Origin of the sequence: Nonomuraea sp. NPDC005983 (assembly GCF_040614375.1) — a bacterium.
Classification (GTDB): Bacteria; Actinomycetota; Actinomycetes; order Streptosporangiales; family Streptosporangiaceae; genus Nonomuraea.
Map to the genome: position 1 here is coordinate 84631 of NZ_JBEXUP010000009.1, position 25368 is coordinate 109998.

Below are 25368 nucleotides of genomic sequence, written 5' to 3' on the forward strand. Positions count from 1 at the left end.
CGCCGGAACGTTCTCACGATGCTTACGCGGCACAGACAGGGCCGGTGATCGAGTGGCGTTCCGCGACGAGGCCGGCCAGCGCTTCGACGCCTTGGGCTTCGCGTTCCGCTTCGCCGAAGGTGACGGCGGCCGAGGAGCCGGAGTGGATGCCAGAGGCGAGGCTGGGACGACCGAGCGTTCCGCAACGCTCGGGTGAGGCGCCGCCACCGAGACAGCAGGCGGTCGAGGTGAGGCGATGCCGATTCCCCATCCGTTCCAGATACTGATGCCGACACAGGCCAGGAAGCCAACAAGCGTCGGCACGGTCAGTCGGCGGGATGGCCGATCCGGTGGGACCGGGGATGAGTACGTGCGCCAGCCCATTGAGTCGGATGCGGCGGGGAGCCGAGGCCGGCTCCGGAGTGGCAGGCCGTAGGGTGGTCGCCCTACCTGTCTGCGAGGCGCGGCGGGGCAGTCCTGGTCATCGTCCATGGTCTTCCTCTCGCTGCTCGTGCACGCCAGCGTGACGCAACCAGCGTCGCGTGGCGGGAACGACACGGCATGGCGGGCGGTACGAAGCGAACGGCCCCGGATCTGACCGGGGCCGAAGGTGGATAGCTGAGGACTATTCGCCCAAGGCGTCGTTGATCTTGCCGTTGATCTGCTCTTGCTGACCGTCCATGCACTTCGCGTAGACCCTCAGCAACACATCCACGCTGTGGCCAGCACGCTTGGCGACTTCGACAGCCGGAACGCCCGCGTTCAACCAGAGCGACACAGCCGCGTGGCGCAGGTCGTACGGCCGAGCAGCCAGCGACGAAGCGATCTGTTCCGGGGTGAGCACGAGCTTGCGGGCTTCCTGCCAGACGTAGGAGTGCGCCGAACTGGAGTAGGAGCCGCCGGTGCCCGTGCTGAAGATCCTGCCGTCCTCGGCCGTGCCGAACTCGGCGATGTGCTCGCGGAGCAAGGCGACCAGGACGGGCGGGATCGGGATCTCTCGCGTCTCCTTGTCCGCGCGGTGCTTCAGGCTGCGCGACTCGTGGGTCTCGCCGGAGTTGGTCCAGCGCTTCGTTCCCTGAGGTCGTGCCCTTTCCAAGACGATCAGGCCCCACCCAGACTCCGGCAAGGTGCAGTTCCTCAACCGCAGGTCGGCAGCCTCCTCCGGTCGGAGCGCGGCGTAGTAGATGCAAGCAAACAGCGCCCTGAGCCGAGGACCGCGCTTGCGGCCCACCTTGGGGACGGCGTCGAGGAGTTGCCGTGCTTGGACTGGGTTGACCACCGTACGGGGATCGACGACCGTCACGGCCTTGGGGACGGTCCATTTGATCTCGTCCAGCGGGTTGCCGCTGAACACCTTCTGCTCGACCGCGTGCTCCAGCAAGTGACGCAGGACAGCGCGCTTGCGCCGCACCGTGTTCGCCCCTGCGGGTACACCAGCGAAGGTGATCGAGACGGCATTGAGGGCCGTACGAAGAACGTGCGCTTCCCCCAAGGCCGAGAGCGGGAGAGATGCCCTCTCCAGCCAGCTCAAAGCCGCGGCTTGTCCCGTCGTCAGGTCGGCCCGCCGCTTCTCCGGAAGCAGCACGTGAATCCGGAGAACCTCCCGCAACTCCTCAGCAGAGGGACGGCGCGGCGCATCGGCCACCAGGGCAGGGATGAGAGACAGGAGCGCGTACGCGTCCGTCTCACGGGTCCGGGCCGCCGAGGTGTTCCAACGCCGAAGCACGTAGGCCTGAGCGAACTCCATGAACGACGGACCAGCCGACTCAGGCGCCAGCATCGACACCGGCAATCCGGTGGCGACGTCGAACTCCTCCCCCGCTTTGGCCGCCTGCCTCAGGTCGGACATGAAGGCGTTGGCCAGGCCCTTGGTGCGGAAGCTCTTCGACTTCTCCTTGCCAGCGACTCTCCAGCGAGCGACGTAAGCCAATGTGCCGCCATTGGAGCGCTGCTGGACCTGGCTGAACTTCACGTCGTAGGTGGTCTTCACTTGCCCTCCCGTCGCGAATCGAGCCAGGCCATGAGGTCGCTCCGCCACACGCGGAGTTCGAGGTTGGGCAGTTGGATGCAGACCGGGGCACGGCCGAGTTCGCGCCAGCGGTAGAAGGTCCGGCGTGAGACCCCGCCCAGCTCGACCAGGACCTGTGGAACGGTCAGCAACTCGTCGCTTCTGCTCATTGAGGCTCACCGCCGAAGCTGGAGAGTCGGACGCCGGCGAGCGCCGCCGCGAGAAGTTGCTCTCCCAGGGAGAGCCCGCGTCCGACGTACTGCCAGTGGGCGATGACCAGGACGGTGTCCTCGTCGAAGAGTGGAAGCCGTCCGGTGGTGATCTCTTCGGCCCGCATGTGTTCTTCGCGGTCGGCGCGCAGGGCGCCGAGGGTGGTGGAGTAGTGGCGGCTCTTGGTGGAGAAGTGGCCTCGGAAGCCGAGCATGTGGGCCCACTGGATCAGCCGGAGGTCGGCCAGACCGGGGTGGCTTCCCAGGTGCATGCAAGCGGCGATCAGCCGGCGGGCGTGCTCGCGCACCGCTAGAGCGTTCAGGTCTTCGAGGGGTTGGATGCGCCGGTCCAGGGTGCCGACGCACTCCGCGGCCTTCGTGGCGTATTTGGCGATGTAGGCGGCGACGGCCTGTTCGGTCAGTTCGCCGTCCATGGTGATGCGGCGGGCGTCGAGCTGCGTGCCCCAGCGGAAGATGCGGCTGAGCGGCTTGATCTCTGCTGTCACCACGGACGCTGCATGGTCAACGGCTTGGGCCAAGGCGTCCGCCGTCGCCCAGGCAGGCGGTGGTGAGTTGGGGCCGTCTGGGCCGTCGAGGCGGATGACGGCGTGGAAGTGGACGACGCCGCGGCGTTGGTATTCGGCGACCTTGGCGAAGGCGATGCTCACGTGCTCGCGCAGGGCTATGACGGTCAGGCCGTTGAGTTTGGCGAAGCGTCGGCGCAGGGCCAGGGTGAAGCGTCGCCACAGTTCGGGGCTGATGGCGTTGAACAGGACCGAGCCGTCGTAGTCGTAGCAGTCGGGGCACAGCGGCTCGCCGAGCCGTGGGTCGTCGGTGCTGTGCCGGTTGGTGCAGGACATCACGTGCCCGTGCGGGCAGGTCTGGGCGTCTCGGCGGGCGTGGCAGGGCAGGACTTTGCCGTTCTTCTCCCGTCGCACGTGCACGGCCCCGAAGGAGGGTGCGGTCAGGGTGATGAACAGGCACGGGTGAGCGGTGACGGTCTCCGGGACGCCCTTGCCGCCGACGAGGCCGGCGCGGATGAGCTGGTAGGTGTCGGCGCGGTAGACCTCGGCGCATGCTGGGCAGCGGGAGGCGCGGCGGGTCTTGCAGGGCACGCGCAGGACGCCGTCCGGTTCACGGTTGGTGGTGTAGCGGTGCAGGAGTTGTCCGGTGGCCTGGTCGTAGTGTTCGACCTTGCCGCGCAGGTGGATGGGCTGTCGGCAGCCGCCGGTGCGCTTGATCTGGCAGGCCCAGCGGTTGTAGTTCGGGTCGTGGAGCCGGGTGATCATCCCGGCTATGGCGTGGGTGCGGGCGAGGTGGGGCAAGATGGGTCCGTCCTATCCAGTACTGCTGGTGTGGGATGGCCCCCGGCCTGGCGCGGATCTTGGCGGATGTGTGGCCAGGCGGGGGGCGCTACCGGTTATGCGCCGTGGTCGTCGATGCCGGTGCCGTTGCAGTCGGCGCAGGTCTGGTCGTCGGTCAGGCCGGTGCCGTTGCAGGTGCAGCAGCGGTAATGAGCGATCAGAACGTCGTTCATGCCGGTCAGTGCTCCTTGCGCGGGATGATGTGGACGTAGACGCGGTACTTGCGTGGGTGGTTGCGGTCCGGGTAGGCGCGCGACATCGCGGTGACGGTGAAGACCTCGCGCAGGTGGATCAGGCCGAGGGTGAGTTCGGCGCGGTTGCCTTCGAGGCGGATACGCATGGTGGGATCTCCTAGGTGTTGTCGGGTGTGATGCAGCCGCGGTAGCTGTCTTCGGCGGCGTGGCGGGCGCGGGCAGCGGCCAGGATGGCGATGAACTCGTAGCGCACCGGCCCGAAGCCGATGGCGGTCATGTAGTGGCCGTGAGGCAGATGTTCAGGGTCGATCTCCGTGTCCAGAAGGGCGGCAACCGCGTCGACCTCGGCGCGCATCTGGCGGTCGGGGCCGTTCGCGGCGAAGGCCCGGATGATGACGGGTGCCACCGAGACCGGCACCTGGGGCCTGGCTTTGAGGAATCCGGCCAGGGCGATGAGTCCGGCGATGAGGGCGTCTCGTTCGTTGTGCATGGTGATGGCCTTTCAGGTGGCTTCCGGGACGGTCCGCAGGGTGCGGAGCAGGTCGGAGGCGAGTTGGTTGGACACGCCCAGGCGGGCGCGGAGAACGTCGCGGGTGATGGGCTTGCCGTGCCTGGCGTGGTGTTCGTCGGCCACGCGGCGGGCGTAGTCGACGAGCGCTGGGGACGGTCCTGGTTGTTCGTCCTGGGCGGGTACGAGAGCGGGACGATCAGCGGCGGGGACGAGTGCGGGTTCGGTGGGACGCGGACGGGACGGTGGGACGTCTGCTGGGGACGTCTCGCAGACGTCCTGGGACGGGATGGGACGAGGGCCGGACGTCCGGCGTTCGAGCATGGAGATCGCGACGAGGAAGGCGGCGGCCGGGGTGGCGGCGGTGATCCAGCCCCAGACGGTTGGGTCGGCTTGTTGCAGGTTGGCGGCCAGGGACAGGACGATGGCGCCGGTCAGGACGAGGACGGGCCAGGAGATCAGGCCGCGCCGCCGGCGGCCGGTCTTGTTGTCGCGTTGGCGTTCGCAGGCGGCCATGACGCAGGTGAGGTCGATGCAGACGGCCACGGCCCAGGCCATCCAGCCGGACTGTCCGTGTTCGCTGGCGGTGTCGCGGATGTGGGTGAACGAGCCAGCGCCCGCGATGAGGGCCAGGACGAGGACGAGACCGGTGTCGAGCAGCCAGGCTGCGAAGCGGCGCACCAGGAGTCTCCTCTCTGCTCGGTCAGGCGGTCTGGGAGTCGGTCATTCGGTGAGGCTGTGCGGCCATGACCTCGTCCCAGGACGGGGCGCGGTCGGCGTAGGTGTGGGCGGCGTTTTCGGCCGCTTGTTCGCTGACGTAGAAGGAGCGGGCGCGGTACCACTGGCCGTCCTGGCCGGCGACGATCGCGACGCCTGGTGTCTCGGCGGCGATGGCCCGAGCGGAGTCGAGAGCGGCGGGGTCGAGGTCGCCGAGTGTCATGGTGGCGGTTTCGGGGTCGTTCACCCGGTGGCAGATCCGTCCGGAGCACTGGGCCCGCAGCGCGGTGACGCCGGGCCCGAGGTCGGAGCCGATGCGTTGGCCGCAGCAGAACAGGTAGATCCCGAAGGCCCGCCCGAGCTGGGCGACCCGCAACAGCGCGGTCGAGGTTTTGGCGATCTCGTCCTTCTCGGACTTGTCGGCCATCAGGTAGAGCTCGGCCAGTTCGTCGACCAGGACCACGACGGGCACCGGTCGCATGCCGGGTGGGAGTTGCCAGATGTTGCGGGCCGAGGCCATCCGGCACACGCCCATCCGGTCGGTCATGAGCGCCACCAGGTCATCTAGCAGGCCCCCGCACTCGGCTCGTGTGGTGGCCAGCGCTGACAGGCGCGGCGCGTACGGGGTGAACTCCACTCCGCCCTTGAGGTCGAAGCCGACCAGCGCCACCGGTTGCGGGGCGAGACCCACGATGAGGGCGTTGGCCAGGTTGGACTTGCCGGACTGCGTCGCCCCGGCGTTGAGCCAGTGCGGGACGGTCTTGAAGTCGACGACCCATGGCCCGCCCGTCTCCAGACGTCCCACGGTGACCTTGAGGAGTTCTGAAGAGGGCGGGAGTTCGTCGATTCTGACCAGCGGGTCACGCATGGTGGCAGCCAGCCGTACCCGTCCCGGCCTGTCGGAGGAGACGCGAACGGCGTGCACGCCCCAGGAGTGTGCGAGCCGTTCGGCCACGTCCGCGTAGTCGGCGGGAATCTGGCCTTCCAGGGTGTGGATTGTGACGCGCCAGCCGTGCCGGGTGGGCAGGGGCGGCCACATGAACGGCTTGGTGTCCACGGCGATGCGCTGGAACTTGCGCTTGACGCGGACGACGCCGGTCGAGGCGATCATGCCGGGCACGGTGGTGAACCAGAAGCGCTGCCGCTTCTTGGTCAGCCCGCAGCCGAGCGCGACTTTGCGCCACGAGGCTCGCACGCTGATCGCGGTCAGTGGGAAGCCGATCACGAGCCAGAAGGAGCGGTAGTGCCAGTGGTGCCAGGCCCAGAGCCCGGCCGCCGCAGCGGCCAGGACTCCGAGCGGGATGAGCAGGTCAGACACCGGCGGCCTCCCGTTGCGGGAGGAGGGCGGTGGCGCGGTAGCTGATGCCCCACCGTCCGGCCATCTCCCAGACGTAGCCGACGAGGCCGGCCGCGTTGACGGGGTCGCCGGCGGTGATGGGCGGCTCGCCGGTGATGCCGATCTTGACGAGTTCGATCCGGCCGAACTCGTCCTCGACCGAGACGGTGACCTCGTAGACGGTGTTGCCGTTCTTGTCGGTCTTGATCTCGCCGGTGTCCTTGTTGAGTACGCGAGGGCGCGGGGCCTTCACGCAGGTGATGGTGAGCTTGCTGGTGTCCACAGGGATGGGGACGGTGCGCATGGTCGGGTTCCTTCGTTCGGTTCGAGCAGACTTCTTGGAATACATAGAACACTTGGAATTCTAAGTTGTCAAGGGCTTCCACGCAGACTTGGTTGGCATGTCGTGTCGGCTGTGCTGAACTGGAGGGCAGACAACCTCGCGAAGGGCAGGGGATGGTCGAAAAGACCGGTCGGCCCGGCTACCTCCAGATAGCCGACGACCTGCGTACGCAGATCAAAACGGGCTCACTCGGGCCCGGCGCTGCACTGCCGTCGACCGCCCAGCTCTGCCAGCGCTACGACGTGTCCGCGAGCGTGGTCAAGGCGGCCATCAGCGTGCTGCGCACCGAGGGTCTGATCGTCGGCCAGCAGGGCAAAGGCGTGTTCGTCCGCGAGGGCGCCGCCACCTCCGCCGCCGAGGAGCCGGCCTCGTCGGAGGTCATGGACCAGCTCGCTCAGATGCGGAACACTCTGGCGGTTCTCGGCGAGCGGATCGCCGATCTGGAGAAGGCCGTGTTCCAAGGGCCGAAGCGATCTCGCTGACCCGGCAGGCCAAGTCCTCCATTTCAGACCGAATGGCCTGAAGCTCGTCCAAAATCCGCTTGTTTGTGGTCACTTCGGCACCCCTTTTCTGGTCGGTCGTTATCCCGGCGGGGATGCCGTTAGTTCATCGCGCATTCGCGCTGTTGAGTATCACGGAGCGTTAGCTAAGCTTCTTCATTGCTGCCTGCACGGCGGTTACACATCCGCTTACACACGTCCGCCTTCACAGTGCGCAAAAGGATGCGATGAAGACAATTCACCGCCCCGGATGGCAACCTCTGCTCCTGCGCCGACACCGCGAAGCCGTCGGCCTCACCCTCGAAGCCGCAGGCGACCAGCTCCGCCAGGTCGCCCACCGTCACGGCCTGAGCGCGCCAGCCGCCAACTTCCAGACAATCTGGGCACACGAACAAGGATCGGTATATCCCGGACCTCACTACCGGCGAGCCTATTGCCTCCTATACCAGGCAAACGAACCCACGCTTGGTTTCCGACTGCCGCTTCCCGGCGAAATACCCGAAGTGGAAAATTCCATCTCGGATTTGCCCCAACCGACCGACCCCGCAGTCGACAACGCCGCCGCCAAGGTCATCGAAGAAACCCTCATCAAAGTGTCCGGCAGTCCCTCCAACACCGAGCAGAACGCCCTCCTCAACCGCGTCGTGGACGCCTGGCGCCGCCGCCACGGCCACGGCAGCCCCAAGCCGATCCTCACCCTCGTCGGCGGCTACGCCGGATCGGGCAAGACCGAGTTCTCCCGGTTCCTGTCCGACATCACCGGCTGGGCCTTCCTGGACAAGGACTCCCTGACCCGCGCCATGGTCGAGCGCCTGCTCGTCTCCCTCGGCGGTGACCCGCACGACCGGCACACCGACCTGTACCTGCGCGAAGTCCGTCCACTGGAGTACCGGTGCCTGATGGAGGCCGCGTTCGACAACCTCAACGTCGGCACCTCGGCCATCCTGTCGGCCCCGTTCATCGCCGAACTGGCCGACCCCGACTGGGTCTGCCGCCTGACCAACCGCTGCGCAGCGAAAGGCATCGACGTCGCCGTGGTGTGGGTGCGCTGCGACGTGGAGTCCATGCGCGAGTACATCGAGTTCCGCGGGGCCGCCCGCGACGCCTGGAAGCTGCAGAACTGGGACGCCTACACCAGCGGCCTCAACACCGACACCAGCCCACCCACCGCGCACACCACCGTCGACAACCGGCTCGGAGCCGCGATCAGCCTCGCCGACCAGACCCGCGAGACCCTGAAACGGATCCTGTCGTGAAGGGCATCGTTCTCTACGGCCCGCCGGCCAGCGGCAAGAGCACCACCACCGCCGCGCTGACCGCCCTCGACTCCCGGCTCGTCCTTCTGCGCAAGCTCAAGGTCGGCAACCGGCGCGGCACGGAATACGACTTCGTCACCTCCGAGCACCTCGACCGGTTGCGGGCCGCCGGACGGCTGCTCGCGGAGACCCACCGCTACGGAAACGTCTACGCCATCGACCGCCGCCAGATCGAGGAGATGGCCCAGACGGGGCGAGTGCCTGTCGTTCACATGGGCAACATCCCCGACATCCTGCGCCTGGCCGTCGCCCCTTGGCTGCTCGTCCTGCTGTGGGTGCCACGCGACGTCTGCGAGCGGCGATGCCGGCAACGAGGCGACAGTGACACCGCGAGCCGCCTGAGCGCATGGGACGAGACCCTGCTCGACCTGCAAGCCCACGACACTGGCCTCTTCTCACTGCGGATACGCACCGACCAGGTGGCACCTGAGGAAGCGGCGCGGCAGATATCCGAGGCCGCTTTCCGCCAGGAGGCTCCGCCGCTCGGTCACCGCGCCTGACCTCTCAAGATCCGCTGCCACAGGTCCATCGCTGCGCGCTCCCGCATCCAGCTGCTCTCGACGACCGCGGCCGGGGACTCACTCGACATGCGCCGGACGAACCACAAACCGCCCGCCGCGCAAAGCTCGAACACCGGGCGCCGGCAGTCGCAGGTGTGTTCACGCACGCGCAACCGATCGGCGCGAGGCAGGCTCGGCTCCCACTCCACCGGCTCAGCCCACGGCTGTGGAGGGGCAGCGTGCGGCCCGTGGTAGTCATGCAGACCGCCGCGCCGCCTCACCGCCGGACCTGCTGCCGTTGCAGGAGTGCCACGAGCGTCACGAAATCGTCGGCACTCACCGTCTGCTCAAGCCCCGCGGCGATCTCTGCATAGCGAAGCGGAGCGCCTCGCCTGGTCGCGTATAGGACGCCCGCATCGCTGCGAAAGAACGACCAGTCGGGGAACGTGGCGCGAAGTGCGTCGAGGTTGCAACCGGGAAGTTCCATGGGGCCAGAGTAAGCAAAGTTCAGAAGGGTTGTCTATAGGGCTCCATAGGGCCATCCGGAGAACGATGGAACTTCACAGGTTCCTACAGTGACGTCATGATCGAGTTTCGCCACGACCGGCCTCGCTGGGAGCAGGTAGCCGACGTGATCCGTGAGCGCATCACGGCCGGCGTATACCGCCCCGGCGCACGAGTGCCGAGCGAGAACGATCTGATGCAGGAGTTCGGCATCGCCCGGATGACCGCCCACAAGGTGATGCGGGCCCTCCGCGAAGAAGGCACCATCTACACCGTCCGCGGCCTCGGCAGCTTCGTCAGCCAGCCAAGCGACACCAAACCGCCGGAAGACAAGGCATCCAGCAAGTAGGCTCCGAACCGTGACTCGCAGGATCGACTTCTACAACGACCCGCAAGCGCCAACCGCGAACAGCCTCGTCCCCTCGGTCAACGTCGTCGTCACCAACGAGGCCGGCCACATCCTCATGATCCGCCGCTCCGACAACGACAACTGGGCCCTACCGGGCGGAGCCATCGATCTCGGAGAGTCCATCCCGGCAGCAGCCGTACGCGAGACGCTGGAAGAAACGGGCATCACCTGCGAGGTCACCGGGCTCGTCGGGACCTACAGCGATCCCGACCACGTCATCCTCTACACCAGCAACGGCGAGGTTCGGCAGGAGTTCTCCATCGTCCTCACCGCCCGAGCAGTCAGCGGCGAGCCGACCCCAAGTACGGAGTCCCGCGAAGTTCGATGGGTATCGCGAGACGACCTTATGAGCTACCACATGGATCGCTCCATGAGCCTGCGCATCAGCCACTACCTCCAGGCAGACGGAAGCCACAGCCCATACATCGGCTGACACCGGCCCAATCGAGGGACCGACGTCAAGCTTCAACCGAAGCTGAGCCACTACAGCGCGACAAAGCGCCAGCCCACGGCCATGATTGTCGACTGGATGAGTACTTTCTCTACGTCTTCAAGGGCAGCCCGCCTGCGGCGGCCTGCCGCGCGTCGGGCGATCGCTGGCCACGCTGCGGCTCTCCGGCCGGTCGCGGCCACCGTCGCCCACGCGCTTATTCGCCACGACGAATGGCCCAAATTGTTCGAGACTCGTCTCGGAATAGCGGAGAGCCGAGAAGATCTGCCACATGAGGCCAGGCTGTGGCCTAAGGACAAGGCTGACCGAGTAGCTGCGTCGACACTTGATGCAATTTGTACTGATTCATCCCAATCTATCCGGATAGGCGCATATCGACCACCTTAGTCAGAGTCACGGTAGACTTGGTTGCCACCATAAGAAGCTCGTGCCAAGCCTCCTGAGTTTGGAGTAGGAAATGAATCCTTTGATTCAGGGTCTATTCAACAAGTTCAAGGAGAGCGAGGAGCTTCAAAGCATCAACGATGATGATGCGTTCGAGCTATTTAGTGCCAGCCTCATGCTTCCGGATAACATTTTGGCTCAAGCGGAAAAGACCGACTTCCTACTTGACGCCGGAGCCATTGGTATCGACGTTGTGGCTCTCGAAATTAATGAGCAACTAATCTGGGACACCAGCGACGTGAGGGAGATATGCGAGGCGGCCGGAAAGATTGATGTATCCATACACTTTATCCAGGCGAAGCGATCTTCAACTATTAAGAGCGCTGACATTCTTGGCTTCGGTAGCACCATACAAAAGTTTCTTCGGAACGAAGGCTTCCCGGACTTTCCACGGCTACAAGAGCTAGCGTCTGCTCTCAGCTTAGTCTTCTCCGACTACGCAGCGATCCTCAAATCATCCCCCTCTGTCTACGTGTACTTCGTATCGTCCGCCCCCAAGGTATCAACCGAAGATCCGGTTGTGGCCGACAGGACCAAAGAGTCTCAAGATCACATTAGGGACTTGGGATTTCTAGGAAAAGTGCACATGAATGTTATCGGAGCCGATGACCTACATGACGCATGGATCAGAAAGAACCATGCCAATGAGGTTGAGATTCAGCTTGAAAAGCAAGTGAATCTACCGAAGATGCCGGGGGTCGACCAAGCGATTCTAGGCGTAGTATCTGTTTCCGAACTTCTCAAGTTGGTACATGCGGACGACGGAAGCTTGGATGAACGTGTCTTCTACGACAATGTAAGAGGCTTTAAGGGCGAAGATAACCCAGTCAATCGCCAGATTATCAGCACCCTCAATTCACAAGACAGGAGCCTACTTCCCGTACTCAACAACGGCATTACCGTCGTTGCCTCCTCTTACACCCCGAAGCCCGGAGATGCGGTAGCCGTTTCCGGATTTCAAGTCGTAAACGGCTGTCAGACGAGTCACTGCCTACACCTTTCTCAGGAATTTCTAGGTGATGCAGTCACATCTGTATTCGTTCCAATTCGGCTGGTGGTCACCCAGGACGAGGAAGTTGCTACCCGAATTATCCGGGCAACCAATTCACAAACCGCCGTACAAGAAAATGATCTCGTCGCCCTCACGAAGTTCCAGAAGAAGCTCGAAGACTTCTACAAGCTAGACAGTGAGGACGTCAAACTTACCTATGAGCGCCGATCTGGCCAGTTCTACAGTGCAGACGTCACCAAAACACGCGTCGTAACGATTAGCGACCAACTTCGGTCGATATCCGCAGTATTTCTGGACAATCCGCACGCGGCTGCTCGCTATACGGCCCGGCTTTACGATGAAGTCGGGACCTCAATCTTCCAGGAAGAACATAGGCTCCTTCCATACATAGCTAGCGCATTTGCCGCATACCGAATTGAGAACGCGTTTAGAACCGGACTGGACCCCATTTATAAGCCGGCGCGCTATCACATTCTTATGGCATGTAAATACCAGATAATTGGAGGGCCATCCGCGCCGCTTAATTCGGCCAAGTGCGAGCAGCAGAGCCAGGCGATAATACAAGCTTTGAAGCAGCCCGACCAAGTAGCCATGTTTCGGACTGCAGCAGAGAGTGTGGTGGCTGCGGCGGGAGGGATCACGCCAACCCCTGACCGGCTGAAGCGCCAGCAGTTTACTCAAGAACTCATCTCGTTCCTGATGCAACGCCCCAGGTAATAGTAAATCGAAACACTGATCTTCGCTGGCTCTGGACTCACCGTCCGCCGCCTGACATGATGATCAAAATATCCCCTGGGAGCCTGCAGGCATCTTGTCGATGGCAGCCTGGCTGACGCCGTGACGATCGCGGACTTCGCGTCCCACCGTAGGAGGTTGGGGCGATCGCCGCCAAGGCCCTCCTTCGTCGGGCCTTGGCACCGGGCACGCTGGCTGACGACAGCGCGGACCACTTATCAGCGCGCAACGTCCGACTGAACAGCAAGCCGGTCGCAGCCCCAGGAGACCTTTGAAACCTGGGCCTTCTGCGGTTCGTGGGATTGGGATTGTCAGATCTTCCCCGCCCATAGCCCCCACGTGGCAGGCTCGAGAGCCTTAGGGTAATCGACGAAAGTGGAACATTGGAGGCGCGGGTGGCAGAGCTGTTCGAGCCGGGACAACGCGTGCGTCTGCCCCACGGTCCGAGCGGCTGGTTAACCGTCGACTTTGCTCGTCCCGACGGTGCGGGCGGCTGGGTCCTCTACGTCGCACCCGAGGATGGAGACACATTCAGCAAGGTCACGCTGACGGCTGACGAGGCTGAGCTGGTCGAGATTCTGAAGCCTGACGGCGGTGGCTCGTCAGCGGGTGGTCTGGCGGGCATGTGGACGCTTTGGATGGCGGCAGCGACCACCGACACCACGGTCAGCCCGCCCTCGGCAACGCCGCTCCGTCCTTACATCCACCAGCACAACGCGGTATACGGCGCGATGCTGCCGCAGCCGCGACTCCGCTTCCTGCTCGCCGACGAGCCGGGAACGGGCAAGACCGTAATGGCCGGCCTGTACTTACGCGAGATGCGCCGGCTCGGACTCGTCCGCCGCGCGCTAATCGTCGCTCCCGCCGGGCTGGTTACTAAATGGCAGGCGGACTTCGAACGGTTCTTCGGCGGCGGTCTCCGCCGTATCACAGCTGCCACTGTCCGGGAGGGGGCTCTTGAACTCGAGCACAATCTATGGGTCACCTCTCTGGAATTGGCGGCGGTGAACTCGGCCGTCCAGGAGGCCGTCCACCCTGAGAGAACAGGTTGGGACCTAGTGGTCTTCGACGAGGCGCACCGCTTGACTCCAACCGCGAGATCGTTCCACCGGGTTGGCCGGCTACTCGGCCGCGCCACTCCACGTGTACTGCTTATGACCGCCACCCCGCACCGCGGCTCCGAGTGGCTTTTCCGACATCTTCTACATCTTGTCGACCCTGAGATCTACCCCGACCCGGGGGACGATTCTCGGCAACCGCTCACTCCGCTGCGGCCTGGTTCGATTCACTTCTTGCGGCGCATGAAAGAAAGCCTCGTCGACTACGACGGGATCACTCCTCTGTTCAAGAAGCGGCGAGCTACCAACCTCCGTGTTCCCCTCAGCCCTGACGAGCTCGATATTTACAACCACGCCCTCTCTCTGGTGGACGAGTTCTTCCCCAGCCAGGCACGTTCGTTAGCACGCATGGTCTACGGCAAGCGAGCGGCTTCCAGCTTATTCGCCCTCGCACGAACACTGGAGCGACGGCTAGCGGGCATGGGCAACCGGTCCCCCGTAGAAGCCGCTGCCGAAGCTGACCCAGAGAGCGAGGACCAGGCGGTACGAGACGAGGCCAAGGTCGTACACGCTGACTCCCGGTCCCCAAGAGCGGAGAAAGCTGCTGTCCGCCCGCTGCTCGGCCGGATCTTGAAACTGCTGGCAACTCCCGGTTACACACCGTCCAAGTGGTCGACGCTCGTCGAACGTTGCCTGCTCACCAACGGCATCACGCCCGGCGGAGGAGAACGAGCAGTTGTCTTTACCGAGTACGCTGACACTGCCGAATGGATCTCCGACCGCCTTATTGCAGCTGGCTTCCCCGCTCGAACGTACAGCGGCCGGAAGTCGCACGCTGAGAGGGACCAGGTCCGGGCAGCGTTCATGGCTGGCGACTTCCAGGTCATCGTCTCCACCGACGCAGGAAACGAGGGCATTGACCTTCAGGTGGCCCACGTTCTGATCAACTACGACATTCCCTGGTCGCTGGTGAGGCTGGAACAGCGCATGGGACGTATCCACCGCGTCGGCCAGAGACGGGACGTCGAGCTATACAACCTCGTCGCCACCGACACTCGGGAGGGTGACACGCTGCTCAAGCTGCTGGAGAACTTTGTGGCGGCGGCAAATGAGCTCGACGGGCAGATGTTCGACAGCCTTTCCCTGATCGCGGAACTGGCGACGGTGCCCTACGAGGAGTGGCTGCAAACGCTCTATGGAGACGACGAGTTGGAACGCGCCGAGGTCGTCGAGGCGGTGGAGCGGATTAGCTCGACGGATCTTCGGCGACGAGCCGAGGCGGCGCGCGCGCAGGAGGCCGAACTCGCCAGCACCGTCGACGTGGCGGCTGGCCTCGCCCATATCCAGCGGACCACACTGGAACAGATGAATCCCGCCGTGGTGGAGGCGTACCTGCGGCGACTGGACGAGTCGAATGTTCTTCGCGCACGGCACACCGCCGCGGGCGAGGGAGTTATGCTGCTCGAGTCGGACAGGCCGCTTCCGCGAGCGCTGGGGGACGGAAAACGTGCGCTCGTCCTCACGGGAGCTTCTGGGAGAGGCACGGACGGGGAAAGCGCATCAGCCGCGAATGCCCTGCCGCTAGGGCCGGGTAGCCTGGCGTTCACCGAGTTGGTCACTATGGCGGCGGAGACGCTAGCAGCCGATCTCTACCGAGGCGCAACAGTCGAGGATCCCACGGCCCCATTTCCGTACGAGCTTCTGGCCTTCTCCTCCTCGCTGCATTCCTCAGCAACGCGAACACCTACCCCGTGGTCCGCGCTTATCCGCGTCGATGGCAGCGGCAGGGCACGGCGTATCCATTGGGAGTCGCTCGCCAATCTGAGGCCGACCCGGGCACTGCCTCATCCGCCGGACCCGATCACCGCCGAAGTAGCTGAAAGCGAAGCTAGGCGACTGCTCAGCGCAGAGGTACGCGAACAGACCGCTGCTCGCGAACGCTGGTACGCCGCCGCCAAGCGGGACCTGACGAATCTTCCAGTCGATCTGACGTTGGACGTCTCCAGCCGTGCCGAACGCATCGCGTTGCGGGATCGTCTAGCCGAATCCGCTGAACACCGGATTCGGCAGCTCGAGGAACTTTGTCGTCTGGAGGCCGATCCGCCCAGGCTCACCGCCCGTCTGCAGGTCGTTCCCCCTGCCGGGGTCGTCGTGACGCCGGAACGCCGCCAAGCCGACGCAATCGCCGCCGACCACGTGATGACGCTGCTGAAGGACGATGGCTGGCAGGTCGAGGATGTCCGAGATGAAGGCCGCGGATTCGATCTGCGAGCGGTGCGCGGCGAACGCCAGTCGCTTGTACTCGCGCGAGGCGTCTGGCATTCGGCCGAGGACCAAGGGCTGCTGTTGTGCGGCAACGAGACGCTGCTAGCGGCCCAGCATCGGTCCGACTACCTGCTGTACGTCGTCGAGTCCTGCCAGGACGGACGCGGGTCGCTCTACGGATGCTTCGCCGACCCTGTCTCTGTTTTCACTATTTTCATTCGAGGCCAAGCGATTACCAACATTCCCGGTCCCGCGCTACGGTCGGCTCTCGATCAATTGAACGCACCGCCGATGTCCCGCGTTGAACAACAGGAGAGCCCATGATCCGGATGATCGAACGCTGGTTTCCCTGCGCGGAAGTGAGCGATGCGTCGATGGTCGGGTGGGGCAGCGGAAACACTGAGGCGAGCCTGTGGGTCTGGTTCGCCAAGCGGCCCACGGCCCAGGCCAAGGCCGCCGTTCTCACGAGTCTCCTGCCCTGGCCGGAGGACGAGAAGGAGCAGAGGGAGCTCCAAGCTGCGGTGCGGGCAGTTCTAGGGATTCGGGACGCGAAAACCATGCGCGCGGCGTCCATGGCAAACGGCCCTGTAGCCCGCATCAGGTCCGCCCTGGCCCAGGCTTATCCGCAAGGCGCGCGCATTCTTGATCCGTTCTCCGGCCGAGCCATGATCCCGCTGGAGGCGGGACGGCTTGGCGTTGCGGCCGAGGGAGTCGACTACTCGCCCTTCGCCGCTCTCGGTGGATCCCTGCTGGCAGAAATCCCCTTTCAAGAGTGGGATCACGAGCCCCCCTTGCCCTTCCACACAGAAGGTCAGGATCAGCTCGAGGGGGACCGCCTGGAGCGGGACGTAGAAGCAGTCCTGGCCGAGGCGGGCCGCCACTACACCGAAGAAATGGCCGAGTTCTATCCCCGCCACAAGGGCACACAGCCGTGGGGTTACCTGTGGGCTTCCACTCTTCCGTGTCAGGAGTGTGCGAACCGATTTCCCCTCGTCGGGGAACTGTGGCTCCGGCATCCGCGGGCGAAGACCAGCAGGAGGGACGCCGACGACGGCCAGAGCTTTAACATCCACACTGACTCCACTACTGGCGAGTTTCGGGCTATTCCCCATAGCGGTGAACCGCAAGGAAGCCCTACACGAGTTTTCGCTGGCAAGAGCAAATATTCTGCCGAAGGCCGCGTCGCTGTGTGCCCATTCTGTAACCACGTACACCCGAAGGCGGTGCATACGCGGCTAAGCGCGGAGGGACTGCGACGCGATGTCCTCCTCCTCGCTGCAGACATAGCCGGGGACGGCACCAAGGTGTTCCGCGAACCGTCACCGGAAGAGCTGGTAGCGGCCGTGCGAGCCGAGGAAGCCCTCGCTAAGGAACCTCCGTTCGGGCCGCTCAGCGCCCGCCCGGACGAACTCATCCCGCCCGGTAATACCTGGACAATCCAGAGTGTCAACTACGGCGACCGATCCTACGGAGATCTAATTCCCCCGCGATCGGCTCTCGGCCTTATCAAGCTGGCGCGCGCTATCAACGAACTGGCTGACCAATGCCTCGGGCACGGAGTTTCCCCGGCGTATGTCCGTGCCTTAAGTGCGTACGCGACGGCTGCCATGATGCGTAAGATCAGGCGCAGCACCCGTGGAAGCAGACTTGAGGTAGCAGCCCAGAAAATCGGAGACGTCTTCGCTAATCAGTCGGCAATCTTGCATTCTTACGACTGGTTCGAGAGCGGCTTGTCCGACGGGCCGGGCTCCTGGGCGTCACTGGCAACCAAGACGGTGTCCGCGCTCCGCGCTATCCGGGAGCGTGGGGCAGCGGTCCCTGCCATGATTCAGCGCGGAAGCGCGACGATTCTGCCTTATCGGGACTGCTCGATGAGCGCCGTCGTCACCGATCCGCCGTACGACGACATGATCGACTACAGCGACTCCAGCGACCTATTCTACGTGTGGGCTAAGCGCGCCATGCTTACCGCCGACTCATCCCTGGCAATGACCATACATCCAGACGGAGTTCAGGAGAAGGATGAGGAGATCATTGTCAAACGCGGAGGAAGCCAGGCGAGCGATCATCGGACGGTGAAGCACTACGACGAGATGATTTCACGGGCGTACGCGGAAATGCGCCGGGTCGTAGCCGATGACGGGGTTGTGACCATTGTGTTTGGCCACAACGACCTGGATGTCTGGTACCGCATGCTGAGCGCGCTCGACCGGGCCGAGCTCGTGATGACCGCATCGTGGCCCGCCAAGACCGAAGCAGGCGGCGCGGGGGCTGGGGCGCTCAACGTTGTAACAACACTGACGATGTCATGTCGTCCAGCAGCGGAGAACCGGAGTCCGGGATCACTAGCGGCGGTGGAGAACCAGATCAGGGCGGAGATCGCAGATCGGTTCCGGCTCTGGGAGCGATCTGGATTGGCCCGAGCCGACATGCTGATGGCCTCGGCGGGTCCCGCTATGGAGGTAGCCGGTCGTTATTCGGCGATCAGCGATAATACAGGGGAGCCGGTCAGCCTCGTGGATTTGCTGGGAACAGCGCGACGCGTGGTACAGGAGATCGCCCTCGAGCAGATCAGCTCGGTCCCCCTTGAGTTGTTTGACGAACGTACCAAGTTCGCCCTGTGGTGGATCGAACTGTTTAAGAGGCAGCAGGTTGCCCAGTCGGAAATGCGTTGGCACAGCTTTACCTCGGGCATCCCCATGAGCGAGTTGCAGACACTGGTCAAGAGGTCCGCCAAAGGCTGCCGATTCGTCCAGGCAAGCCAGTTTAACCACCCGATCAACGACCGGTCGGCATTGATCGATGTCGTGCTCGCAATGGCGCGGGCCTGGACGGAGGGAGACAGCGAGGATGTCGCAAAGGTTCTGGTGAAGGCAGGCCGTGAACCGGACGATGAGCAGCTCTGGGCCACTCTTGCGTTCTTGAAGGAGCGACTACCGCAGGGCGACCCCGATGTCCGAAGTTGGGAGGCCATGAGCCGAGAGAGCGGGGTCATCAAATCGGCCACCCGTGCCGCACAAGAGGAGCAGCTGACCGAGGTCAGCATCAGGAAGGCAAGAGATTCTCAGACTCCCCTGTTCTAACAGGGCCAAGGACGGCAAGATCATGCTTTGACGTGCAACACAACCGAAATCAACTGAATCATGGCGAGGGGATACCGTGGTCGAGGTCGAGTCGACAAGGTGGTGGCGGACGCTCAGGCTCCGTAGCGAGATCATCGATGCTTCAGGTGTGGTTGATGACACCCGCGTCTCTCTCTACCACGTCGTCTACGGGAAGGGGTCGAGCAAACCGCCCTATGCGAGCGCCTCGTACTACGGGAAGATTACTCATCCCACCGAACAGCTCACCGAGCTGCTCACGAAGATCGCGATCAGGCTGGGTGGCGGAGCGAAGGCCGACCACGGGATCAAGCTGGTCCGGCTCGATCAAGGAATGGGCGGCGGCAAGTCGCATGCTTGCATCGGCGCCTGGCATCTAGCGACCGCTCCCGAAGAACTAGCCGGGGAGGATATCGGCAGGGAGGCGTTCAGGCGGGCACGGGCAGAGTTGGGCGAGGACCTTCCTGTGGACCTCAACCGGCCGCACGTAGTTGTGCTGTCCTGTGACAACATGACGCCGGCTCCCGCCACCGATGCAGAGCAGGACGGCCCCTGGGCGTTCAATCTCTACGAGCGGTTCTTATGGCGGCTATTCGCGAACCGCGCGGACCGCGATGAGCTCTACGATTCCTACAAGCCGTACTTCTCCAACAAGGCAAAGATCAGTGAAGCGATCGAGGCTCTCGGTAGGCCCGTACTCATCATTGTCGACGAGATCATCAACTACATAGGGGATGGGCTGGAGGCCACCGGTAATGCTCAGCTTATCGCCCAGGATATGGCATTCTTGCGAGCGATCACCGATGCAGTAGGCGACGTGCCAAACGCCGCCATGATCGTCGTGATGATCTCTTCGGAGAAGGACCCGACAGCGCTGCGCGGCGACGGCGAGGCCCGTCGCCAGGACCTGGACGCCTACCTTCAGCGCAACGGCGACACCATGGCCGTAAACGAGAACGCCGACTTCAGCGCAATCCTGCGCCGACGGCTCTTCGACCCAGTTCCCAACCAGATCCTAAACAACACCGTGGCCGCGACAGTGGAGGCATTCACGCCGGTCTTAGACCAGGGTTCATGGCAGTCCAAAGTCCTTGGCGTGTTACACGCTGCCTGGACCAAGCGATTCGCCACCGAGGTCGAGCGTACGTTCCCCTTCCATCCACAGCTGATGGATATTGCTGAGAAAGAGTGGGCCAATCTCACTGGCTATCAGCAGGTGCGGTCCACTATCAAGATCTTCGCAGCGACTGTGCACTCGCTGTCCGCCAGAGCGGCTGCCGGGGAGTGGACGCCACTGCTGATAGGGCCTGGCGACGTTCCGTTGTCGGACGCCGGTGTACGTGACGCGGTGATCAGCTCCGGATTAATCAGCCATTCCAAGGCCCGCGGCAACTACCGTTCGATCGCCCAGAACGACATTGTCGATCTGGAAGACCGCGCCGGCGCAGCACGCTACCTCGACCTGACCCGAGCAGACGCTCCCTGGCAGGCGAGCAATCCACGCGCGGCCGAGCGCGCAGCTACCATGATCTATCTGGCCTCGATCGTCGGGGCACGCGGCGGTTCTCGGCGTGGCGCGACCGACCCCGAAGTCAAGGCCGCGACCATGGTCCCCGAGCCCGACTATGGCTACAACGAGGCCGACGCGGTCGTCCGGGCGCTCACCGACGTGGACGGGAGCGGTCTGGCGTCCCTGGAGATCTTCGAGGGTAGGGGCGGCCAGCCACGCCGGTATTACCTTTCAACCCAGCAGCGGCTGCCAATGCTCGTCCGCGCAATGCGCAATACAGTGACCGAGGACGACCGGGACAAAGCCGTCGCCCGCTGCGCCGACGCACGGCTCAGCAAGAGCAGGGGACCGTTCGCCAAGGTCCGGTTCATCTATGCCGAGGCAGGGCAGCCTCACCGGGAGGTTCTGGTGAGAGCGGAGCTGGAAGAGGCCCGCACTACCCGGCTAGTCGCGCTCGACCCCGCCATGTTCACAATCGGCAACGGTACCCAGAAACCGACGATTGAGTCCGTGCGCGCTATCCTCGGACTTGGGCCGGACAAGGTTCCAACGACCTGGGCGTCCTCCCTTGTCTTTATCGTCTTTGCGGCCCGCCACCGCACGCTCGCCCGAAGGGCTGCGGCTGACTTCCTGGCCTACGAGCTGGTGCTTAATGGTCCAGAGGTAGAGGGGGACGAGGAACTGGCGATTCAGGCCGTCCAGGCACGGGACGCCGCGCAAAGGCGGCTCGAGGATTACGTTGCGCGCGGCTTTCAGCATGTGCTGTATCTCGCGCAGCCAGACCCAACCATGGAACGCGACCTTGAGCAGCGCAACTTGGACGAGGGCACACTCGACGGGGCGAAGATCTGGGACCTGCTGGCCAAGGCTCAGAAGGCATTCCCGCCCGGAAGGTTCACTGGCCGCGCGCTGCTACACAATCTCCGCGACAGCGACTACGACCGTCCGCTGAGCGAGATCCGCGATGCCTTCTGGAATACCCCACGCCTGGGACTGCTCCCCAGTGGGGATGCGGACCTGCGGCAGGCCGTCTACCAGGCGGTGCAGGACGGCGAGCTACGGATCGTGCGGGCAGGCGGGGAGGAGGTCGTCGTTGACGACCTCACGGGCATCAACTTCAACGCCCCCACGTACCGCCTGGCCAAGCCAGACCTGAAGCCCAAGCCGGAAGAGGGGCAGAAACCCGAGCCTCAGCCCGGAGGCGGGGGGACCGACACGGATCGCCCCGGTCCCCCCGGCGGCGGGACCACGAACGGCCGAGCCGGCGGTACGGACACAGGGTCGGGTGGATCCAGTGGTGGCCCTTCCCCAGAGCAGATGCTCATGTTCACTGTAATGAAGAACCTTGCGTCGGCCCCGGACGCTGCCGACCGTCTCGCGCAGATCTTCCGCCGCCTCTTTGACGCGCTAGACCGCGGGAACATGAGCTACCTATCGCTCACGATCCAGGCACAGCTACCTTCCGAGCAGGCGCGAGAAATCGGCTTGCTAGCCGAAGAACTTGGCATCAAGGTCAACATCAGAAACCGCTGATATCGACACGTGGCAGCAGGTCCGCGACGGGACGGCGTAGCGACCACAGTGCAAGCACCTGCCGCATCAGGGCCGCCACCGGCCAGTTCACCAGCTCGACGTCGTCGGCCGCCGCGACAAACGCGGCGGCCACGCGCGGGTTGTCCAGCGCGACGCTCAACTTGGACAAGTCGGGACGATATGAGCGGTCCGCTCTCACTACGTCTAACCCGCCGTCGGGCCAGTGACTGCGTTCAACCTTGGCTGTCCCCACCGTATCCACGACCGTCCTTGCCAATTGCAGGTCCTCAGACCGCAGTCCACCGTGCTTCAGCAAGTTGCTCAGGGCTGGTTCGATGCTCTCTCGTCGCCGTGACGACACGCTCGTGAGCTCAAACCCCCTGAGATGCGCGAGTGGGAAGGTGACTGCAAGGCCGGCCACGGCCGCCCGTCGCCGCGAGTCGGCTTGGGCGAGGTCGTTGCGCCCTTGTTCCAACCAGTCTCGGGCACGCCTCGCGAGCCGTCCGGTGCCCCCAGCCCAAACCGCGCAAACCATCAGCGCGCTGAGGGCGGGTGGCCCTGACGCGGCAAAGGCGTCGGTTATGGCTCTGGCTACCACCTCTTCGGTCGCGGCGTTGCGTTCGACCACATCGGCCACGACTCCGGCCAGCTTTACGAGGTGAAGATCGGGGAGGCGACGCAATAGCTCCAAGGCATAGTCCGTCAGCAACGATTGGAACTTGGGGGATGTGTCGGCGATGTTCTCCTCGAGAAGATCGACGGCCAGGTGGGCTGCGGGCAGTACGGTGAGGCTGACGACATCCTGGTGGTCGACTGCCTTGAGGTGCGTGAGAATCGCATCCCGGAGTTGTGCGCGCTCGGCGAAGACCTCCCCCGCGGCGAACAACCAGGTATTACGCCAGTGATCGGAAGGGGCGATTGTAGTCAGGCAGGAAATGATGTCAGTCTCGGTTCCGGCGAGCAGCGCCCGCGCGGCCATAAACTCCTGGAGGCTGCGCACCTCGAACCCAACGCCGCCGTCGGGGCGGTGAACCAGCAATACCAGACGGCGGCTAGCTAGCCCGACTAGCCGCCCCGACAAGGTGTCAACGGTGTCGGCGTCGTATCCTTCGTCCCGAAGAAGTTGTGCCGAAAGTGCACGGAGGTCGTACTCCGACAGAGTGGCTTCGGCGTCACCCTCTCGTTCCGACCGTGCCTGGAGTAGTAGTCCCGCTTCAGCTTGTAATGCATGAATATGGGTCTGGTGACCTTCAAGCAGCTGGGCATCGCCAGTTCGCTTTGCGACCTCACGTGCGAAGACGGTGTCGTAGTAGCCCTTAAAGAGTCCGAACCGATGCTGCGGCGGGCGGCGGCGGCGCTCCAGCAATAGCGCCATGATCGTTACCTGGAGCGGCGAGCGCATCAGGCGCGAGGTCTGCTCCTCGCCCGCTGCGTCACGGATGCGTTGCAGCATCTCTGCTTCTTTCTCGGAGTCGGCGGGGTGCCGTGCGGCGGCCAGCCGCTCGGCATAGTGCACCGCCTCATCCGGCCGCAGTGAGCGCAGCCGCAAGTAGTCGTACTGATCGGGCACGAACTCTTCCGCGTAGCCCTGCGGTCTGGTCGTCGCTACGAGTAGCAGATCGGCGTCACGCAGCGCCGCTTCGGTACGGAACTCCTGGATATGTCGAAGAAGTGGCTCGCGCACCTGCGGGTCGGAGACCTCGTCTAGCCCGTCCAGTACCAGCACCCAGGGCCAGCGGCCTAACCATTCCGCCATCTGAGCGTCTGTCACCGTCCTTGTCGTGTTTCGACCCACCCGGTCGGCGATGTAGCGGAGCAGGGTAAGATCCGGATCCTTGGCGATGGCATCGGCGTAGCGGTCGAGCCTGATGTGGAAGGGCCAGCGCCGCATCCCGGGCAACTCGATCCCCATGTTGCCAATGAGGTTGCCCGTGAATTCGTCCCGCAGCGCGCGAACCTCGGGGATCAGTCGGTGGTCGGGTAGGTCCTGCAGCTGCGTCACCCGGTACGCCTGGCAGATCAGCTGCGCGAGGGTGGTCTTACCCTGGCCGGGGCCACCGAGAATAACGAGCTGAGACCGCACCTCCGGATCCGTCTCGCGTCGCAGCGAGCGTTCACCTCGCTCGATAACGTGGGCCACGACATTGACGTCACTTGCGTCGACCTCATCAATGGAAGCGGGCAGGTCAACCGCTACCCGGTTGAGCGCGAGGGCGCGGTCCTCGTGGTCTCCCGCCTGTCCCAGACTCACATGCTGCTCAGCTAGCAGTTCCTTCGCCGCATGGGCAATAAGCGTATCGCCGAGCTCGGGAGCGAGGCCTTCAACGTAGTCATGAAGACGGGCCAATACGTCGCCAGGTGTGATGAGCCCGTAGTACCTCTTCGCAATATCCGAAGCGTTGTCCAAAAACCGGTTCACTGTGTCGTAGTGCCAGACACGCCAGCCTTTCAGGTTGAGGGCGGGAACCACCTCCTCCTGCATCAACTTCTCTATTTTGGCGATTCCCCCATCGTCGGGCTTGGGTGCCAGCACAACGTTGGTCACAACCAGGAAGTACTCGGGACGGCGGCCTCGCTTGGACTCAGGGTCCAGCCAGTCCTTGACTTCCTTCCTAATCACCTCTGTGAGCCACGACACGTTGTCAGAGCGACCACGCGACCGGGAGCGGAATTTGACTTGGATGACGCCATAGCCATTCCAGGGGCCGCCGGGATCGGGCTCTGGGAAGCTCAGCGGACCATCGAAGGTTGCCTCCCTGCCACCGTCGGCCCCCTCCCCGAAGACCTCTACGCCATTGCCGAGGAACCTGAGCGCAAGGGACTCGGTCAGGTGCTCCATCTCCCGCCAGCCCAGCCGGTCGAGGTCGTAGTCCACTCGTATCCTCCTGGCCGCATCAGCCCCCGCCGAGGTCATATAGACCAAAACTTTACTCCGATGCGCGGGCAAGGCAGGGGGATGCGACGAATCAGACTGACGGGATTTATGGGATGAGCGCAGCGCCACCCGTCGGTGACCGAGTTGGTGCGCGCACATGAGATGGTGTCGCTCCAGCCACGCTGGAGAGATGCGAGAGATGATTTTGAGTGTGACATCCGCAACTCGGCCTATTTTCCCAGGTCAGACCAGCAATATTGGCTACATGGACCCCATTCCCCTAACTCGGGCGTCAGTTGGTTGACGCCGTGACGATCGCCGACTTCAGCTCTCGTCTCTCGAGCGGGGGCGATCGGCTGTCATGGCCATCCTCCGTGGGCCTTGCCACCGAGCACCTCGAGTTGCTCATGGTCATCATCAAACGAGGCCCCATGTTGAACGAAGCGCCTCCGCCACGTACAGCTTGTGTGCCCGCTACATACTGAAACGGCTCATCC

The 25368-nt window shown here is 64.0% G+C and carries 20 protein-coding genes; 9 read left to right on the forward strand and 11 right to left on the reverse strand.

What is annotated here, in order from left to right:
• Positions 1–604 precede the first annotated feature (604 nt).
• The 8 genes from ABZ297_RS07220 to ABZ297_RS07255 all read right to left on the reverse strand — a co-directional run bounded on the left by ABZ297_RS07220 (position 605) and on the right by ABZ297_RS07255 (position 6619).
• Complete coding sequence (locus ABZ297_RS07220; protein ID WP_355340759.1) at positions 605–1969, reverse strand: tyrosine-type recombinase/integrase; 1365 nt, start codon at positions 1967–1969, stop codon at positions 605–607.
• Positions 1966–2157: a helix-turn-helix domain-containing protein gene (locus ABZ297_RS07225; RefSeq protein ID WP_355340762.1), complete on the reverse strand. Its 192-nt coding sequence runs from the start codon at positions 2155–2157 to the stop codon at positions 1966–1968. The genes ABZ297_RS07220 and ABZ297_RS07225 overlap by 4 nt, the downstream gene beginning before the upstream one ends.
• Positions 2154–3521 carry a replication initiator gene (locus tag ABZ297_RS07230; protein ID WP_355340765.1) on the reverse strand — a complete coding sequence of 456 codons (1368 nt, stop codon included), beginning with the start codon at positions 3519–3521 and terminating at the stop codon, positions 2154–2156. Before ABZ297_RS07230 ends, ABZ297_RS07225 begins: the two co-directional genes overlap by 4 nt.
• A gap of 217 nt (positions 3522–3738) precedes the next feature.
• The gene (locus tag ABZ297_RS07235) at positions 3739–3900 is read right to left on the reverse strand and encodes a hypothetical protein (protein ID WP_355340768.1); all 162 of its coding nucleotides are present in this window, start codon (positions 3898–3900) and stop codon (positions 3739–3741) included.
• An 11-nt stretch (positions 3901–3911) separates the two neighbouring features.
• Positions 3912–4244: a hypothetical protein gene (locus ABZ297_RS07240; RefSeq protein WP_355340771.1), complete on the reverse strand. Its 333-nt coding sequence runs from the start codon at positions 4242–4244 to the stop codon at positions 3912–3914.
• Positions 4245–4256: 12 nt separating this feature from the next.
• Positions 4257–4943, reverse strand: coding sequence for a DUF2637 domain-containing protein (locus ABZ297_RS07245; RefSeq protein WP_355340774.1), 687 nt, complete (start codon positions 4941–4943; stop codon positions 4257–4259).
• Positions 4944–4965: 22 nt separating this feature from the next.
• The gene (locus tag ABZ297_RS07250; RefSeq protein ID WP_355340777.1) at positions 4966–6297 is read right to left on the reverse strand and encodes an FtsK/SpoIIIE domain-containing protein; all 1332 of its coding nucleotides are present in this window, start codon (positions 6295–6297) and stop codon (positions 4966–4968) included.
• Positions 6290–6619, reverse strand: coding sequence for a hypothetical protein (locus ABZ297_RS07255; protein ID WP_355340780.1), 330 nt, complete (start codon positions 6617–6619; stop codon positions 6290–6292). The genes ABZ297_RS07250 and ABZ297_RS07255 overlap by 8 nt, the downstream gene beginning before the upstream one ends.
• A gap of 152 nt (positions 6620–6771) precedes the next feature.
• Here ABZ297_RS07255 and ABZ297_RS07260 point away from each other — a divergent pair, with 152 nt between their 5' ends.
• The gene (locus ABZ297_RS07260; protein WP_355340783.1) at positions 6772–7140 is read left to right on the forward strand and encodes a winged helix-turn-helix domain-containing protein; all 369 of its coding nucleotides are present in this window, start codon (positions 6772–6774) and stop codon (positions 7138–7140) included.
• Positions 7141–7304: 164 nt separating this feature from the next.
• Here ABZ297_RS07260 and ABZ297_RS07265 read toward each other — a convergent pair whose 3' ends face one another.
• Positions 7305–7502: a hypothetical protein gene (locus tag ABZ297_RS07265; protein WP_355340786.1), complete on the reverse strand. Its 198-nt coding sequence runs from the start codon at positions 7500–7502 to the stop codon at positions 7305–7307.
• A gap of 180 nt (positions 7503–7682) precedes the next feature.
• Between ABZ297_RS07265 and ABZ297_RS07270 the strand changes: the two genes are divergently transcribed.
• Positions 7683–8414 carry an AAA family ATPase gene (locus ABZ297_RS07270; RefSeq protein WP_355340789.1) on the forward strand — a complete coding sequence of 244 codons (732 nt, stop codon included), beginning with the start codon at positions 7683–7685 and terminating at the stop codon, positions 8412–8414.
• On the forward strand, positions 8411–8974 hold the full coding sequence (locus tag ABZ297_RS07275) for a guanylate kinase (protein WP_355340792.1): 564 nt from the start codon (positions 8411–8413) through the stop codon (positions 8972–8974). Before ABZ297_RS07270 ends, ABZ297_RS07275 begins: the two co-directional genes overlap by 4 nt.
• Before the next feature lie 277 nt (positions 8975–9251).
• On the opposite strand, the gene ABZ297_RS07280 is transcribed toward ABZ297_RS07275, so the two are convergent.
• Positions 9252–9461 (reverse strand): hypothetical protein, encoded by a 210-nt coding sequence (locus ABZ297_RS07280; protein ID WP_355340795.1) that lies wholly within the window; start codon positions 9459–9461, stop codon positions 9252–9254.
• A 96-nt stretch (positions 9462–9557) separates the two neighbouring features.
• Here ABZ297_RS07280 and ABZ297_RS07285 point away from each other — a divergent pair, with 96 nt between their 5' ends.
• The 6 genes from ABZ297_RS07285 to ABZ297_RS07310 all read left to right on the forward strand — a co-directional run bounded on the left by ABZ297_RS07285 (position 9558) and on the right by ABZ297_RS07310 (position 21996).
• Positions 9558–9827, forward strand: a complete 270-nt coding sequence (locus tag ABZ297_RS07285; protein WP_355340798.1) for a winged helix-turn-helix domain-containing protein — start codon at positions 9558–9560, stop codon at positions 9825–9827.
• Between the two features lie 10 nt (positions 9828–9837).
• Entirely contained in the window at positions 9838–10320 is a 483-nt protein-coding gene (locus ABZ297_RS07290) for an NUDIX domain-containing protein (RefSeq protein WP_355340801.1), read from the forward strand.
• Between the two features lie 475 nt (positions 10321–10795).
• Positions 10796–12511, forward strand: coding sequence for an AIPR family protein (locus tag ABZ297_RS07295; protein ID WP_355340804.1), 1716 nt, complete (start codon positions 10796–10798; stop codon positions 12509–12511).
• Positions 12512–12924: 413 nt separating this feature from the next.
• Positions 12925–16176 (forward strand): helicase-related protein, encoded by a 3252-nt coding sequence (locus ABZ297_RS07300; RefSeq protein ID WP_355340807.1) that lies wholly within the window; start codon positions 12925–12927, stop codon positions 16174–16176.
• Entirely contained in the window at positions 16173–18935 is a 2763-nt protein-coding gene (locus ABZ297_RS07305) for a hypothetical protein (RefSeq protein WP_355340809.1), read from the forward strand. The genes ABZ297_RS07300 and ABZ297_RS07305 overlap by 4 nt, the downstream gene beginning before the upstream one ends.
• A 76-nt stretch (positions 18936–19011) precedes the next feature.
• Positions 19012–21996, forward strand: coding sequence for a DUF499 domain-containing protein (locus tag ABZ297_RS07310; protein WP_355340812.1), 2985 nt, complete (start codon positions 19012–19014; stop codon positions 21994–21996).
• Here the strand turns inward: ABZ297_RS07310 and ABZ297_RS07315 are convergent.
• A complete protein-coding gene (locus tag ABZ297_RS07315) occupies positions 21983–24871 on the reverse strand; it encodes an NACHT domain-containing protein (protein ID WP_355340815.1) in 2889 nt (962 codons plus the stop codon). The genes ABZ297_RS07310 and ABZ297_RS07315 overlap by 14 nt on opposite strands.
• Positions 24872–25368 lie beyond the last annotated feature (497 nt).

What these genes read in the sequence shown, in the direction of transcription:
- ABZ297_RS07235 (WP_355340768.1), bottom strand. Translation starts at nt 3,900, where the DNA reads ATGCGTATCCGCCTCGAAGGCAACCGCGCCGAACTCACCCTCGGCCTG.
- ABZ297_RS07295 (WP_355340804.1), top strand. Translation starts at nt 10,796, where the DNA reads ATGAATCCTTTGATTCAGGGTCTATTCAACAAGTTCAAGGAGAGCGAG.
- ABZ297_RS07225 (WP_355340762.1), bottom strand. Translation starts at nt 2,157, where the DNA reads ATGAGCAGAAGCGACGAGTTGCTGACCGTTCCACAGGTCCTGGTCGAG.
- ABZ297_RS07260 (WP_355340783.1), top strand. Translation starts at nt 6,772, where the DNA reads ATGGTCGAAAAGACCGGTCGGCCCGGCTACCTCCAGATAGCCGACGAC.
- ABZ297_RS07305 (WP_355340809.1), top strand. Translation starts at nt 16,173, where the DNA reads ATGATCCGGATGATCGAACGCTGGTTTCCCTGCGCGGAAGTGAGCGAT.
- ABZ297_RS07255 (WP_355340780.1), bottom strand. Translation starts at nt 6,619, where the DNA reads ATGCGCACCGTCCCCATCCCTGTGGACACCAGCAAGCTCACCATCACC.
- ABZ297_RS07280 (WP_355340795.1), bottom strand. Translation starts at nt 9,461, where the DNA reads ATGGAACTTCCCGGTTGCAACCTCGACGCACTTCGCGCCACGTTCCCC.
- ABZ297_RS07285 (WP_355340798.1), top strand. Translation starts at nt 9,558, where the DNA reads ATGATCGAGTTTCGCCACGACCGGCCTCGCTGGGAGCAGGTAGCCGAC.
- ABZ297_RS07240 (WP_355340771.1), bottom strand. Translation starts at nt 4,244, where the DNA reads ATGCACAACGAACGAGACGCCCTCATCGCCGGACTCATCGCCCTGGCC.